11 protein-coding genes and 4 pseudogenes are annotated in these 14,313 nt (G+C 59.8%); 7 read left to right on the top strand and 8 right to left on the bottom strand.

From position 1 onward, the window contains the following. The first annotated feature begins 224 nt into the window (after window positions 1–224). The 3 genes and pseudogenes from ACGYLQ_RS19990 (at window position 225) to ACGYLQ_RS19980 (ending at window position 4,238) form a co-directional block, all read left to right on the top strand. Window positions 225–1,109, top strand: a complete 885-nt coding sequence (locus ACGYLQ_RS19990; RefSeq protein WP_394444527.1) for a DUF1403 family protein — start codon at window positions 225–227, stop codon at window positions 1,107–1,109. Between the two features lie 2 nt (window positions 1,110–1,111). Further along, the gene (locus ACGYLQ_RS19985) at window positions 1,112–1,720 is read left to right on the top strand and encodes an SMC-Scp complex subunit ScpB (RefSeq protein WP_067622664.1); all 609 of its coding nucleotides are present in this window, start codon (window positions 1,112–1,114) and stop codon (window positions 1,718–1,720) included. Window positions 1,721–2,521: 801 nt separating this feature from the next. After that, a pseudogene (locus tag ACGYLQ_RS19980) lies at window positions 2,522–4,238 on the top strand (peptide ABC transporter substrate-binding protein). A gap of 241 nt (window positions 4,239–4,479) precedes the next feature. Here ACGYLQ_RS19980 and ACGYLQ_RS19975 read toward each other — a convergent pair. After that, window positions 4,480–4,686 (bottom strand): hypothetical protein, encoded by a 207-nt coding sequence (locus ACGYLQ_RS19975; protein ID WP_280322992.1) that lies wholly within the window; start codon window positions 4,684–4,686, stop codon window positions 4,480–4,482. A gap of 47 nt (window positions 4,687–4,733) precedes the next feature. Then, a pseudogene (locus ACGYLQ_RS19970) lies at window positions 4,734–4,865 on the bottom strand (glutathione-dependent formaldehyde dehydrogenase); the annotation flags it as partial. Window positions 4,866–5,004: 139 nt separating this feature from the next. Here ACGYLQ_RS19970 and ACGYLQ_RS19965 point away from each other — a divergent pair. Then, a pseudogene (locus tag ACGYLQ_RS19965) lies at window positions 5,005–5,124 on the top strand (IS5/IS1182 family transposase); the annotation flags it as partial. 45 nt (window positions 5,125–5,169) lie between these two features. Here ACGYLQ_RS19965 and ACGYLQ_RS19960 read toward each other — a convergent pair. The 4 genes and pseudogenes from ACGYLQ_RS19960 to ACGYLQ_RS19945 all read right to left on the bottom strand — a co-directional run bounded on the left by ACGYLQ_RS19960 (window position 5,170) and on the right by ACGYLQ_RS19945 (window position 10,170). Further along, a complete protein-coding gene (locus ACGYLQ_RS19960; protein WP_067622669.1) occupies window positions 5,170–5,463 on the bottom strand; it encodes a putative quinol monooxygenase in 294 nt (97 codons plus the stop codon). 174 nt (window positions 5,464–5,637) lie between these two features. Further along, window positions 5,638–5,760, bottom strand: a pseudogene (locus tag ACGYLQ_RS19955) (integrase core domain-containing protein); the annotation flags it as partial. Between the two features lie 1,288 nt (window positions 5,761–7,048). Next, window positions 7,049–9,532 carry a cytochrome c oxidase subunit I gene (ctaD, locus tag ACGYLQ_RS19950; protein ID WP_394444525.1) on the bottom strand — a complete coding sequence of 828 codons (2,484 nt, stop codon included), beginning with the start codon at window positions 9,530–9,532 and terminating at the stop codon, window positions 7,049–7,051. Beyond that, window positions 9,529–10,170, bottom strand: coding sequence for a cytochrome c oxidase subunit II (locus ACGYLQ_RS19945; RefSeq protein ID WP_394444523.1), 642 nt, complete (start codon window positions 10,168–10,170; stop codon window positions 9,529–9,531). Before ACGYLQ_RS19945 ends, ctaD begins: the two co-directional genes overlap by 4 nt. A gap of 45 nt (window positions 10,171–10,215) precedes the next feature. Here ACGYLQ_RS19945 and ACGYLQ_RS19940 point away from each other — a divergent pair, with 45 nt between their 5' ends. Then, window positions 10,216–10,731 carry a DUF2231 domain-containing protein gene (locus tag ACGYLQ_RS19940; protein WP_394444521.1) on the top strand — a complete coding sequence of 172 codons (516 nt, stop codon included), beginning with the start codon at window positions 10,216–10,218 and terminating at the stop codon, window positions 10,729–10,731. Here ACGYLQ_RS19940 and ACGYLQ_RS19935 read toward each other — a convergent pair. Both ACGYLQ_RS19935 and ACGYLQ_RS19930 read right to left on the bottom strand, forming a co-directional pair. Further along, a complete protein-coding gene (locus ACGYLQ_RS19935) occupies window positions 10,701–11,213 on the bottom strand; it encodes a CopD family protein (protein ID WP_394418835.1) in 513 nt (170 codons plus the stop codon). The two genes, ACGYLQ_RS19940 and ACGYLQ_RS19935, sit on opposite strands and share 31 nt — an antisense overlap. Continuing rightward, entirely contained in the window at window positions 11,210–11,929 is a 720-nt protein-coding gene (locus ACGYLQ_RS19930; protein WP_394444519.1) for a cytochrome c oxidase assembly protein, read from the bottom strand. Before ACGYLQ_RS19930 ends, ACGYLQ_RS19935 begins: the two co-directional genes overlap by 4 nt. Before the next feature lie 190 nt (window positions 11,930–12,119). On the opposite strand from ACGYLQ_RS19930, the gene ACGYLQ_RS19925 reads away from it, so the two are divergent. Both ACGYLQ_RS19925 and ACGYLQ_RS19920 read left to right on the top strand, forming a co-directional pair. After that, a complete protein-coding gene (locus ACGYLQ_RS19925; protein ID WP_394418839.1) occupies window positions 12,120–12,860 on the top strand; it encodes a gluconate 2-dehydrogenase subunit 3 family protein in 741 nt (246 codons plus the stop codon). A gap of 16 nt (window positions 12,861–12,876) precedes the next feature. Continuing rightward, window positions 12,877–14,253 carry a GMC family oxidoreductase gene (locus ACGYLQ_RS19920; RefSeq protein WP_394444517.1) on the top strand — a complete coding sequence of 459 codons (1,377 nt, stop codon included), beginning with the start codon at window positions 12,877–12,879 and terminating at the stop codon, window positions 14,251–14,253. Window positions 14,254–14,313 lie beyond the last annotated feature (60 nt).

The raw sequence follows: 14,313 nt of genomic DNA, 5'->3' as shown, positions 1-14,313 counted from the left end.
ACCGGTACAGAATCTCATGAACCCCGACTCGTTTTTCAGGGAAGTGCTTGAATCTCATCAATTCCGGTCATCCGACAAAATTAAAACGACAATCCGGCACCCGCGCATTGAGCCAGGTTATGTCCGATAATGTAAACTTATTGGACATAGATGAGAGCAACAAGGTGGGGCGGTTTGCTCGCTATTTCCTGGCAAAAAGCGCCGAGCTGATGTAGGCTTCAGGCATGACTTTCGGCCGGCTAGATCACATCTGCGACCTCGACACGTTACAACGGATGCCTGCCTGGGTCACCTCTGCACGCGCTGAAACCCTTGAAGATGTTGCGTTTTTGTCGGGCGCGGCGCTGAACCATCTGCATGTTGTGCTCGGACGCGCGGAGGTGCCTCAAGCTTTGTTGCGGGACCGTTTGGCACTGAGCGCGGCTGCGGCTTGTGTCGCGTTCTCTGGACGACCGGAGCGGGAAGCGGAGTTGCGCGATGCGGTGCACCTGTTGCGGCCCGGCGATCTACCCGGACCGACCGGTGAAACCTGCCTCGCCTGGCGGCGTGCGGTGGAGCGGCCGGTGTCGATCAAGGCTCTGGGCCGAGCCTTGCCGGCCTTCGAGCCGGGCCAGATCGCGACGCGGCTCGATGCGGGGAAAGGGGCGCCCGTGCCCCGTGCCGCGATGGTGCTGGAGGCGGTACTGCGCGAGGCGCCGCGCGCAGAGGTTGCGGCGCTGATCCTTGCGGAGGCGGCTCTCGCCCAAACATTCGGTTGGAATCATCTCTTGCCGTTGTTGGCCGCGGGTCTGAAACGCGCCGACCTGCGCAAGCATGGCGACGACTTGCGTCTCGCCTGTCATCGGGCGCTCGTCTTATCTGCAGTCGATGCCGTGCGTCTCTCCGTCGACCTCGCGCGGCGGGCGGCGCATCTCAAGGCGGTCGCTCCGAAGCTGCGGGCAAAGGGGGCGGGGGATGCCGTCAAGATGTTCCTGACCCGGGACGCCGTGGCGCCGTCGGCCTTGCCATTGCCGGATCGCGCCGCGCGGCGGCTCTGCGACCGGCTCGTCGACCTCGGCGCGGTGCGCGAGCTGACCGGGCGCGACACCTTCCGGCTCTACGGGGTGTAGCGATGGCGAAGGATCGCTCTGACCCCGAACTGGACCGCGAGCTGCCCGACCTGCCGCCAGAGTTGCGCTGGCGGGAATGGATGCGCCGGATCGAGGCGGTGCTCTTTGCCGCTGCCTCGCCGGTGCCGCGCGACGATCTGGCCCGCGTGGTGGGGCAGGGCGCTTCGGTCGACCTGCTGGTTGAGGACCTTGCCGCCGATCTGGAGGGGCGGGCCTTCGAGATCGCTCAAGTCGCTGGCGGCTGGATGTTCCGGACGCGGGCTATCTACGCCCCTGCGATCCGCGCGGCGGCAGATATCGGGGACCAATTGCTGGACCTGAGCGAATTCGACGTCGCAGTTCTGGCCGCCATCGCCTACCATCAGCCGATTACACGCGAAGGTCTTAAGGATATTTTTGGCAAAGAGGTCAACCGCGATTTGCTTGGTCGCTTACATGCGCGCGATTTGATTGGAACGGGTCCACGATCACCTCAGAGAGGGGCACCTTACACGTTTGTGACGACAGAGCAGTTTTTGATCGCGTTTGATCTTGAGAGCTTGCGAGACCTTCCGGACAAGGAACAATTGTTAGATGCTGGTTTAAGCGCGGAAAACGCGGAAGCTGGCTGAATAAATGTTACTCAAACTGTTTGCTTTGTGAATAGTCTTGGCCTAAACAACTTTAGGGGGTTGGAGTGACACCCCATTACACCCCGGCTTGAACTTCCATGGGTCGCGGTAAACTGCGGCGGCCTTCGTCCATTTCCTGGCTTCTGAGGTCGCCGATTTTCTTCGAACATCCCAAAGTGCATCAGGTTGGGCATACCAGAGGAAACCTGCCATCATATTTGCTTTTTCCTAAAGCGCACGTATATGCATTTTGTGAATGTCAGTTGTGGTTCATTCACGGCGGTGCATCCTCCCTGTAGCACCGAATAACTGCGGCGACCCTTTCCCCTTTTTACCCCAGGTGGGTCGTCGCTACTTTTTCTGCAGACTGCGCTGCTTGCGCGAGCCGGAACAGGTACAGGCGGTGAGTTGAACCAAAATATAAAAGTCTCGTTTGGTGTGCGTGTAGAGATTGGCAACCAATTTAGAAGTGACGACCGGCTCGGTATCAGTGCAGCTTGTCGGGAAATATTTCGCTCAGTTCACCGTCACCGAAACCTTAGATGGAGGCTTGATTGCCCAGTGGCCCTGTCCCTTAGAAGGGCGTTTGAGACGGTCGGCGATTTAGATTAGAACCCATGGTGTCTTTGGATTCTGGTTTCCAATTGATCCTCGTTAGTCCTTCTCGGTAGTGGCGCCTATTGTCCGGAAGATGCCTACTCGTTCGCCGAGGGGCGTCCTTAGCCTTGCAAATCGTTAAGAATCTGTTTGATTGGTTAAATATTTATTCGCGTTAAACACGAACAAAACAGAGGACAGGCCATGCGGTTCATAGTACATTTACTCGGAGCAACCTCGATGACCTTGCTGTCATCAATGGCGTTTGCCCAAGAGGGCGAGCGCGGTCGCGATGATCAACTCAACATTATCTACTGGCAAGCGCCCTCAATCTTGAACCCCTATCTATCCGGCGGTGTGAAAGAGCGCGATGCTTCCAGCATGGTGCTTGAGCCTTTGGCCAACGCCGATGAAAAAGGCGAGCTTGTTCCGAAACTGGCGGTCGAAATCCCAACGGTCGAGAACGGTGGCATGACCGAAGACCTAACGGCTATCACTTGGAAACTGAAGGAAGGGGTGACTTGGTCCGACGGCACGCCGCTTACCGCCGGAGGATGTTAAGTTTACGGCAGATTATTGCATGAACCCCGAAGGCGGTTGCGCACAACTGTCAAAGTTCAATGACGTGAAAGAAGTCGAAGTCATTGATGACCACACCGTGACGATCCATTTCGACGAGCCGAAACCGTACCCCTATCTGCCATTCGTGGGCGCGGCCGCGCCCATCCTTCAGGCCGCCCAGTTTGCGGAATGCACCGGCGCGCGGGCACCGGGTTGTACGGAGGAGAACTTCAACCCGATTGGCAGCGGCCCCTTTGTGGTGACGGATTTTCGGCCTAACGACTCAATCCAGCTTGTCGCGAATGACAATTACCGCGATCCCAGCAAGCCTGCTTTCGCCAAGCTCAACTTCAAAGGCGGCGGGGATTCCGTGTCAGCCGCGCGCGCGGTGATGGAGACGGGCGAGTTTGACTACGCTTGGGATCTGTTGATGGCTCCCGATGTGCTGGAAAAGATTGCCGAAGGCGGAACCGGCAAGCCTATTTTTGAGTTCGGCCCTTTGGTGGAGCGGATCGAGATCAATATGACGAACCCCTCGCCGGACCTACCTCCGGAAACCCGGGCGACGGTTGAGGAACCGCATCCTTTCCTTACCGATCGGCGCGTTCGTCAGGCCATGAGTATGGCCATTGATCGCGAATTGCTGAACGAAATCGGCTATGGTCAGGCAGGTCGGCCAACCTGCAATTTGGTCCCCGCGCCGCCGATCTATAGCTCTGATAACACCGAATGTCTGACGCAGGATTTGGAAGCGGCGAAGACGCTTTTGGATGAAGCGGGCTGGCAGGACCAAGACGGGGACGGCGTGCGCGAGAAAGACGGTATGCGCCTGTCGCTCCTGTTCCAGACCTCCACCAATGCGGTGCGCCAAGACTTTCAGGCGCTGATCAAAGATTGGTGGAACCAGATCGGCATCGAGGTTGAGTTGCGCAACATCGACGCGTCGGTCTTTTTCGGCGGCGACCCCGGTAGCCCCGACACTTTTCCCAAGTTCTATGCCGATGTCGAAATGTATGCGAACCTCTATGACGGCACTGATCCGCAAGCCTATCTCGCGCAGCGCCGTTGTGGGAATGAGCCAAAACCATCAACCCAGTGGCAGGGCGAGAACATCAACCGCTTTTGCGATGAGGAATACGACTCTCTGCTCGATGAGCTATCTCGCACCAGCAAGATCGAAGAGCGGGCGCGTCTGGTGAAACGTCTGAACGACATTATCACTACCGAAAGCAAATCTATGCTGCCGCTAATCAACCGCGCGGCGGTGGCAGCACAGGCTAACTCGCTTGGTGGCGTCAAGCTGAACGCTTGGGACAGCGACCTGTGGAACGTCGCCGACTGGTATCGCACCGAAGGTTGAATCTAAAAAACGGTTCTCTGATTGCGGCCATGTCAAGTGGGATAGCGATCTGTCCGTTCGGGGTCATGGTTCTCTCCGAGGTCGCGTTTTGCGCCTCATGATGGTGTTCGGTGGTGGATCGTCTCCAATGTCGTTTGCGGGGTGGGCAAGCGAGCCTGCGCCCCAACCGTTTTTACGAGATCGATCTACCTCCGTCCCGTCGGGACTTCGCTTCCCACCTTCTCAGCGGCGGAAATTCAGATCAGGCAGTGGCCTCCTTTGTCCATTGATAGTCCGTGCCAGATTTCCAGATCGTCAGCATCAGGACTGCGATCTTGCGCGCTGTTGCGACTGCGGCCTTTCGGAACCCGCGTCGTCCGGCCAGTCGCACAGCCCAGCTCTTCAGTGGCGAGAAACGCTTCACCTGGCGGATCAAGCAGGACGCTGCCTCGAACAGCAGTCCGCGCATCGTCCCGTCTCCGCACTTCGACACCCGTCCCGACCAATCCATTTCGCCAGATGCAGGTCGGACCCGCAGATCGCGGTCGAAGTGACTCGGATCACGACATCGGTCGTTTCCTCGATGGTCGGGTCATCGACAGTGTCGACCTGGACCTTGCCGGTCCCTTAAAAAGTGAGGGCGCGCATAGGCTTTCTCCTGCTTGACTAAGACAGAATGCCGCGTGGGCGCCCGCAGCTCCGCTAATATTTGTGTGGCTTCTGAAAGCTCACCCTTCAGATTCTAGGGTCAGACCCCATAAATAGTCTTGAAGCAGCTCGGCCTGAACTTCACTGGTCGCGGATGGGCGTTTTCGCCCGGATCTTCGTCGAGCTCGCCCAGCCTGGCGCCGAAGGCGAGACCATCATGATCGACAACACGCACATCAAGGCACACCGTACGGCGGCGATCTGCCGTTTGCCGAAGCCCGACGGAATGGTGCCGAGCACTCTGCTATTTAGCTGCCAGTAGGGTGAACTTATGGATCTGCGGCGGTTCGGAAAACAGCTCATCCGCCTTTTCCATCAGTGCGGCGGCAACCTTGCCGTCAAGATGCGCCTGCCGATCTTCCTCTGTGTCGAACGTATCGAAGATCGCGTACGCACCGGGGCCTTCCTGGATCGCATACCAGGTCAGGGTACCGGGCTCGGCTTGAACGAGCGGTAGCGCCGAGGTCAAGAAATCCGCGACATCGCTTTCTTTTCCGGCCTTGGCCTTCAGTGGCACGTACAGCGCAAGTTTGGGCATGATCAACTCCTTAGGGTAAACGAAAAGATATTATCTGGAAAAATAAACGAGCGAAAGGGTCGAAACGTTCCCGGCTCAGGACTCACAACCAGAACATGACGGTTGCAGCGATGTAGATTGAGCTGACCCCGTCGGTTGGACAGTTTCGGGGCTGATTTAAGCTATTCTCTGCCTCTACCGGCCGGGCTCGATCTGGTTGAAGTAGATCACGGCGGGCGGGTGCCCTCCATGGGCGGCATGAGGCCGCTGGTTGTTGTAGAAGGTGATCCATCGGCCGACACCGGCCCTGGCCTGCGAGCGCCCGTCGCAGGCGAAAGATGCAACCGTAACGCCGCCGTGCGACCGCTCAAGTCATCCTCAATCAATCTCTGAAATCGCGCCCGCAGCGCTTCTGGCAATGGTGCTGACATGATCCATCCTCCCAAACAGAATGCATCACGAAATTAGCCCCGCGGGAATCCCCGCGATTCAGGTTTTCGGCAGGACGCTTTAGCGCATTTCGACAACTGCGCTGGCTTGGAAACAAGGTTGAAGAGGTTTGCAGTCGTCGTTCATCCTGCCGATGATATCTTTCTAGTAGACGACCTTCTCCGAGGTCGCGCGTAATGCAAAACAAGTTCAAATCTGGCGTGCACCTCAGAAACTCGAGCAAAACAAGTTGATTAGGCAAGTTCCTGCATATGCGAGCCTGAACCAACAGTTCTACTAGAACGAGAGCCAACCAAATGCTATACTTCTTCAAAAGGAACACATATGCCTAGAGAAGAATCGCATATCCTCAGAAACTTGCAGCGCAAGAAGTCCCGATGGCCGTGGGGTTTTATTTCTGTGGTTGCAGTTCTGTGGCTCGTCGCGCTCGCAACCATTTTCAAAATCGTAGCCTATGATTGCATATATTACTGCTAAAGTCTAACAATTAGTAAAATATTGACGGTGAATCTCGCTAAGATATGAACACAAATATCGTATGAACTTCACCAAGTTCGAGTAGCGTCTGATACGATCAACTTTTTTCCCTGACATCTACATTCTCCGAAGTTGCCCAAATCCATGGAACAGTCCGAGGACCACTTTCGCCTGAAGTTTTCGCGAAGAGGGACAAAGTGTATCGGTTTTGTGATGGGGAGCTTCTATAGCTTCTGATGTTTTTCGTTCTTTCCTAATTAGCTTTCGACCCGGTTGTGACGTATATCTGCTTCTGCAGAAACTCAGAATATTTTGGTTGTTTCGGAGGTATAACTGCATTTAAGATCGCGAAATCAGTTCTATACACAGGTGGATGACACAGTCACCGGGAACAAAGTCCAAGCCGTCGCGATCAAAGCGGACCATGCGGATACAAGATTTAATTGATGGTAAAAACGAGATGTTCGCTTGCAAAGCTGTCTTCTCACTACCCACAATAGCAGTAGTTGCAGCTCAATAGCGGCGAACCAAGCTATCAGCAGGGCCCAACGGAATAGTGACAAGCCGAGCCAAGCGACCTTCGCCCAACCAAGGGCGCAGCCCAAACCCTGCAGCCCATAGATCGCGCTGAAACTGGCCAGCCAGACCAGCAGCGGCAAGAGAATGCGCAACAACTCTCTCACGCGATCATCCCCGGCAGATGCGCCGCAAGCAGGATCAGCACCGTGATCGCTGCCAGATAGTCGGACCAGAGCGCCACAATGGCGAAAACCGCCCGACGCTGGGGCGAGGTGAAACCACGCCGGACCTGCAGGATCAGAAAGCCCTGCATTAGCCCCACGAGCAGAGCATGGGCCAGCCCATAGGCGCCGAGGATGAGGAGCGTTGCGGCATAGGCATGGCCGTCCGGGGGCGGGAGGCGCAGCAGCAAGGCCCCGAACACCGCCGCTGTGGCAACCGTTGTCAGAAATGCCGGGGCAAGAGCGACCATAGGGGCAGTGCCCGCGCGGTTGCGGCGGGCGCTCAGGTGCTGGGCCAAGGCGGCGACGAGCGCTGCGCCGATGCCGAAGCCAAGCTCGCCCCAAGAGGGGGCGAGCCATTGGGCAGGGGGCCAGCCGGGCGCGACGGTCCAGAGGAAGGCATAGCCAAAGAGAAGTGAGCCGAAGAAGGTCCCATTGGCCACCAGGAGGAAGGTCGAACCCCACCAGCCCGGCGATCTGTCGCCCTCACTTGCCAGCGGCAAGACCGTGCCGCGCCCAACCTCTTGCGGACCTTGATCGCCGCGTGCGCTCAATTGCCAGACCCAGAGCAGCGCCAATGTCGCCACGCCGACCAGTGCCACCGGGGTGAGCCAGAAGAGTTTCAGCAGGATCGTCAGGAAGAACCCGCCCGTCACTGCCGCCATTAGGATCGGCAGCCGTGTGTTGCCGGGGTATATGACCAGCGCTTCGGGGCGACCACTGGCGGCATCGACCATCAAGGTCTCGCGCCGGGCCGCCCCGGGCGCGCCGAGGTAGCCTTCGCCCTTGGCCAACCGGTTGGCCAGTTCTGGCGTGTCATAGAGCGGGGCGCGCGCGCTCACCATGGGAAGGCTGGCGAAGTTATAGGAGGCGGGCGGCGACATGCCGGCCCATTCCAAGGTACCGGCTCGCCACGGGTTGCGCGGGCCGCGCACCGCGACGAAGCCGTGGATAATGATGTCGAGCAGCACCATCGCAAGGCCGATCGCCATAACGAAACTGCTGACCGATGAGATGAAGTTGATGACCCCCCAGCCGGTTTCGGCGTCATAGGTGTCGATCCGTCGCCGCTGGCCCAGCAGTCCGACCCAATGCATCGCCAGAAAGGTGCCGTGGAAACCCACGAAAATCAGCGCGAAGGCCAGCTCGCCGAGCCGGAACAACCGCTTGCGCCCGCTCACTAGTGGCAGCCAGTAGTAGATCCCCGCCAGCATCGGAAAGACGAAACCGCCGAACAGCACATAGTGCAGATGCGCAGTGATGAAGGCGGTGTCATGGGCCTGCCAGTCAAAGGGCACCACGGCCACCATCACGCCGGTCAGCCCGCCGATCACGAAGGTCACGAAGAACCCAAGGATATGCAGCATCGGCATGTGCAACTCGGGCCGTCCCTTCCACATGGTGCCAATCCAGGCAAAGACCTGCACCCCCGTCGGCACCGCCACCAGCGTCGAGGCAGCTGAGAAGAACGCCAGCCCCATATGCGGAATGCCGGTAGTGAACATATGGTGCACCCAAAGCCCGAAGCTGAGGAACGCCAGCGCCAAAGCGCTCGCGACGATCCAGCCGTAGCCGAGTAGCGTGGTGCGAGCCATCACTGGGATTACTGTCGAGATCACCCCCGCCGCGGGCAGGAAGATAATATAGACCTCTGGGTGGCCGAACAGCCAAAACAGATGCTGCCAGAGCAGACTGTCGCCGCCCAGATCGGCCTGAAAGAACGGCAGGCCAAAGGCACGTTCGACCTCCAAGAGCACCGAGCCGAGGATCAGCGGAGGGAACCCCGTTAGGATCATCAACGAGGTAACCAGCGCGTACCAAGCAAAGATCGGCATCTTGTCGAGCGACATGCCGGGGGCACGGTATTTCAGGATAGAAACGGTGAATTCGACGGCCGCGCAGATCGCGGAGATCTCGACGAAGGTGATGCCGATTAGCCAGAAATCGGTATTGATGCCGGGCGAATGCAGCGGCCCGGTCAGCGGCGGATACATGAACCAGCCGCCATCGGGCGCGATGCCGAAGAACAGCGCCACCAGCAGCATCGCGCCGCCGAAGGCATAGCACCAGTAGCCGTAAGCGGTGAGCCGCGGGAAGGCAAGGTCGCGGGTGCCCAGCATCTTGGGCAGCAGATAGATCGCCAGCCCCTCGAAAGCGGGAATGGCGAAGAGGAACATCATGATCGTGCCATGCATGGTGAAGAACTGCGCAAAGGCACCGGCATCCACGAAGGCAGAGTCAGGCGTCGCCAGTTGCGCGCGGATCAACATCGCCAACACACCACCGACGAAGAAGAAGAAGAAGGCAGTGACAAGAAACATCCGCCCAAGGTCGGAATGGTTTACGCTGCTGGTCCAGCCCTTCCAGCCCGGCTCGGAGGCCCAGATCGCATCCAACTTGCGGTGACGGCGCAGCGCGTTCATGGCGTCTCCTTCGCGGTAAAGGCGGCCCAGCCCGCCGAGTCATGGGCTTCGACCGCGAAGGTATGGCGGCTATAGCCCGCGCCGTTGTACTCAGCGGTCAGGCCCCGGTAGGTGCCGGGGGCATCGGCCTCAATCCGCAGCACGTTGACATGGCCGGGAATGGCGTCCAGCTTTCCAGCCAGACGCGGCACCCAAAAGCTGTGCACCACATCCCGGCTGGTGATCGCCACATCCACGGGCCGCCCGGCGGGGATGTGCAGCAGGTTCTCGGTGACATGGCCGGGGCGGTCGTCATAGGAAAAGCGCCAAGCCCATTGCCGGGCCTCGGCCTCGACCCGCACCACATCCGCCGCGGCGCGGGGCATCAGCCGCTCGCCGGTGACCAGACCATAGGCCAGCAAGGCCGCAAGGACCGTGATGGAGAAACACAAGCCCAGACCGATGATCCAGACCTTTTCATCCCGCGTGGCATTCTCCGCCTTCCGGGGCGTCCGGAAAGCACCGATCACCAGCGCCGCCACCAGCGCGAGGATCAGCCCCGCACCGATGAACATCACCCACCAAAGCGTCGCAATGGCACGCGCCGCCGGGCCCGCCGGATCGACCACCGACAGATCGCCGCTGCAACTAATCAGCACACCGCACGTTGTCCCTGCAATCACCCCCCGAAGGATTCTGCCCCGATGAGCGAGCAAAGCAATGAGACGGGCGAGGACCGGTTGATCGACCCGATCGCCTCTCAGCCCGGCTATGAAGAGACCGAGACCCGCATCGCGCTTGAGGGCCACCCGATCCACGCCATGTGCGTGGCCTTTCCCATCGCGCTGTCCTTCTGCTTGCTGGGGGCCGATCTGCTCTATTGGTGGACCGGCGATGCTTTTTGGGCGCGAGCGGCCCTTTGGGCGGCGGGGACGGCGTTCTTCTTTGGCGTGCTGGCGGGGTTTTCCGGCGCTGCCGAGCTTTTGCTGGTGAGCGGCATCCGCTCCCGGGCTGCCGCTTGGACACATGCGATCATCGCCGTGACCCTGCTGGCGGTCTTGGGCGCGAACTGGGGCCAGCGGCTCTATGGCTATGAGGCGGCGGTGCTGCCTTACGGCATCCTCCTGTCGGGGCTGGGTGCGGTGATGGTGGGGTTCACGGGTTGGCATGGGGGCAAATTGGTCTTTGATTATCGTTTGGGCACATCGAAGGGCAATTGACCGCCCCGCGGTTGAAGCAACCATTCGGGCAGGGGAAAGTCCCAGAGGTCAGGCTTGCCTAAAACCAACATGAGGATCGCGATGACGGGGATGCCGACGGCAGTGATCGGCAGGTATGATCGGGGCAGGCGGTGTTTCTCCGGCTTCTCGGCCACCTGCACCACCAGATGCCCGATCCAAGCATGGGCCGCAGCAAGCGCCGCGACAAAGAGCAGTTTGGCGTAGAGCCAAGGGACGAAAACCTCGCGAAAGAAGATCAGCCATGTGCCTGCCACCACCGCCACGACGGCAGCGGGGGTGACGAGGATGGCATAGGTCGTATGAGTGGCGCGGCGAATGCGACTGTATTCTGCCGCCGTGCCAGCGGGGTCGTGGCGCGACAGCATCAAGGGCAGGGCAAGCAGCCCGGCACACCACAGGATGAGTGCGGCGATATGTACGCCCTTGAAGAGTGTGATGAGAACCGGGAACCAGCCGCTCACGTGGTGCTCGCCCGCAGGGTCGCCCATCCGCGCCGTGCCACGGCCACGGCGACGACCGCATAGGGCAGACCCGCGGGCACCCACATCAGGATGCCGCCAAGCTGCTGGTCAGCAAGGGGCGAGAAGCCCCAGTCCATGGGGGCAACGGCATGGGTGGCATAAAGCGCTTCGGGAGCGAAGGTCAGGATCGCCCCCAAAAGACCCATCTGGGCGAAACCGGCGATGAGCAGGGTCAGCGCCTCGACGGGCGTGCGCCCGGGGGCAAGCACAGCGCCCCAGAACCACAGGGCAGCGGCGAGCAGGCTAATCTGCATCAGCCAGTACACTCCGACATGCGAGAGCGCGAGGTCATAGGCCACCGGCAGATGCCAGCCCCAGAGCACAATGGCCATGACCGCAAAGGCTGCCATCGCACCACCCGCTCGGCGCGGGGGCCACGCACTGGCCAGCAGCGGCGCGGAGACGGCAACGAGCAGAACGTGATGCACTACCCGCGCCGAAAACAGAGCCGAGGAAAGCGCACAGAGGGGCGAGACGAAGGCCAGCACCAGAATGCCCACGGCAGCCAGCCCCTGGCGGCTGCGCGCGCGCAGGACAACGATGAAGAGGAAAGACAGAGCGGCCAGAAGGAGCGGATCGAAGTTCCAGCGAAACCAAAAATCCTCCGGCCCTGTGGCCGGTCCACAATAGGTTCGGATCCAAGCATCGCTGAACAAGGTCTATTTTCCCTCCCGTCGTTCCCTGACAGGAACGCTGCGCGCGGGCACATCGTTCCAAACGAATTGAGGCGCGGTTGGGTTTCCCCTCAGCCCGATCAATTTTCCTTGACCCCCGGTAAAAGCGATCCAACTTCTACCAAAGGGCGCATTTCGCCCCGAGGCTACATGCATCACTTGGAGGGGTCACTTGTCTTTTCCGACGCGCCGCAAAATTCTGAAATCCTTGCTGTTCGGCGGCACCGCCATCGCCGCCCCTTCGGCTGTCTTCGGCGCGATCTATGGCCGTGGCGTGGGGATGCCTTGGGAGCCCCTGAAAGGCCAGCCGCCGTATTACGGCACCCATGAGGATCGGTTCTTTACCCCCGATGAACGCGAGGCCGTCGCCGCGATCTGCGCGCGGCTGATCCCGTCGGATGGGAAAGGGCCGGGGGCGACCGAGGCTGATGTGATCACCTTCCTCGACCGGCAGATGGCGGGGTTCTATGGCCGTGGGCAGCATTGGTACATGAAGGGCCCCTTCCTCGAAGGCACGGCGACCCAAGGCTATCAAAGCGAACACCCCCCGGCAGAGCTTTACCGCCACGCGCTTGCCGAACTCGACGCCTATTGCCGCGCACAGCAGGACGCCGGGTTTGCCGCGCTGAGCGCGGCGCAACAGGACGAGATCCTCAAGGGGATGGACGATGAGGAAATCACCTTCGACGGAGTCTCGGCCAAGGCGTTCTTTGACCTGATCCTAAAAAACACCATCGAAGGTTATTTCGCCGATCCAATCTACGGCGGCAACCGAGACATGGTGGCTTGGCACTACGTCGGCTTTCCTGGCACCCGCTATGATTACCGCGATTTCGTGGGCCACAACGGCGCGCGCATTGATCTGCCGCCGGTCAGCCTGATGGGCCGTCCCGGCTGGAACAGCTCTGAATAAGACACGAGGTGACACGATGACGAAACAGCTTCCAAAGGTCGACGTGGTTCTGGTCGGTTTCGGCTGGGCCGGGGCGATCTACGCCGAGAAGCTGACTGCCGCCGGGATGGAGGTGCTGGCACTGGAACGCGGCCCGTGGCGCGACACGCCCAAGGATTTCGCCACCACCTTTGCGCAGGACGAGCTACGCTATTACTGGCGCCACGGCATGTTTCAGGAAGCCTCGCAATCCACCGTCACCTTCCGCAACAATGGCGCACAGATCGCGCTGCCGATGCGGCATTGGGGCTCTTTCCTACCGGGCAACGGCGTGGGCGGCTCGGGCGTGCATTGGAACGGGGCGACGTACCGTTTCCTGCCCTCGGATTTCGTCGCGAAAAGCCATAACGAAGAACGCTATGGCCCGCTGCCAGAAGACATAACGGTGCAGGACTACGGCGTCACCTATGAGGAATTGGAGCCGCATTTCGATTATTTTGAGAAGATCTGCGGCATTTGCGGCACGGCGGGCAACCTGCGGGGCGAAATCCGCGAGGGAGGCAATCCCTTCGAGGGGGCGCGCAGCGACGAATACCCCAATCCGCCGATGCAGATGACCTTCTCGCAGGACCGGTTCGAAGCGTCCGCGCGTGAGCTTGGATTAAACCCATTCCCGTCACCTTCGGCGAATATGTCACGCGCCTATGTCAATCCGTTGGGGTTGCAGCTGGCGCCCTGCACCTATTGCGGTTTCTGCGAAAAACACGGCTGTGGCAACTATTCCAAATCTTCGCCGCAGACCACGATCATCCCGGTTCTGATGAAGCGGGAGAATTTCACCCTGCGCACTGATTCCGAAGTGCTCTCAGTCGAAAAGTCCCCCGACGGCTCCCGCACCACCGGGGTCACCTACGTCGATACCAGCGGTGAGGAATTTTTTCAGCCCGCCGAGGTTGTGGTGCTCTGTGCCTACCCGCTTGAGAACGCCCGGCTGATGCTCCTGTCCGACATCGGAACGCCCTATGATCCGCAGACTGGTGAAGGCGTGGTGGGCAAGAACTACTGCTATCAGGTGATGTCCGGCGCGACGGTCTTTTATGACGAGGAATATACCAACGGCTTTGTCGGCGCGGGCGCGCTCGGCATGGTGGTGGACGAATACAACGGCGACAATTTCGACCATTCCGGGCTGGGCTTCATCGGCGGCGGTTATATCGCCTGCTACACCACCAACGCGCGCCCGATCGAGAGCCATCCGGTGCCCGACGGCGTGCCGGGCTGGGGCAGCGAATGGAAACAGTCGGTTCGGGCCAATTTCCTCAAGACCGCGAGCGTCGGTGTCCACGGTGCCTCGATGGCGCACCGCAGCAATTACCTCGACCTCGATCCCACCTATACTGTCACTGCACCCTAATTAATCAGAATCGCGCCTAAAATTGTCCCATAAAATCAATGGCCGCTTGTATCCTTAATT

It is taken from the genome of Sulfitobacter sp. 1A12779 (assembly GCF_043557315.1).
GTDB classification, from domain to species: Bacteria; Pseudomonadota; Alphaproteobacteria; order Rhodobacterales; family Rhodobacteraceae; genus Sulfitobacter; species Sulfitobacter faviae.
Note: the sequence above shows the minus strand (reverse complement) of the source record. Positions and strands in the feature narration are given on the sequence as shown.

Bases quoted from the DNA above. Each gene is read 5' to 3' on its own strand.
- ACGYLQ_RS19920 (WP_394444517.1), top strand. From the start codon at position 12,877: ATGACGAAACAGCTTCCAAAGGTCGACGTGGTTCTGGTCGGTTTCGGC.
- ctaD (WP_394444525.1), bottom strand. From the start codon at position 9,532: ATGAACGCGCTGCGCCGTCACCGCAAGTTGGATGCGATCTGGGCCTCC.
- ACGYLQ_RS19940 (WP_394444521.1), top strand. From the start codon at position 10,216: ATGAGCGAGCAAAGCAATGAGACGGGCGAGGACCGGTTGATCGACCCG.
- ACGYLQ_RS19985 (WP_067622664.1), top strand. From the start codon at position 1,112: ATGGCGAAGGATCGCTCTGACCCCGAACTGGACCGCGAGCTGCCCGAC.
- ACGYLQ_RS19960 (WP_067622669.1), bottom strand. From the start codon at position 5,463: ATGCCCAAACTTGCGCTGTACGTGCCACTGAAGGCCAAGGCCGGAAAA.
- ACGYLQ_RS19990 (WP_394444527.1), top strand. From the start codon at position 225: ATGACTTTCGGCCGGCTAGATCACATCTGCGACCTCGACACGTTACAA.
- ACGYLQ_RS19975 (WP_280322992.1), bottom strand. From the start codon at position 4,686: ATGCGCGGACTGCTGTTCGAGGCAGCGTCCTGCTTGATCCGCCAGGTG.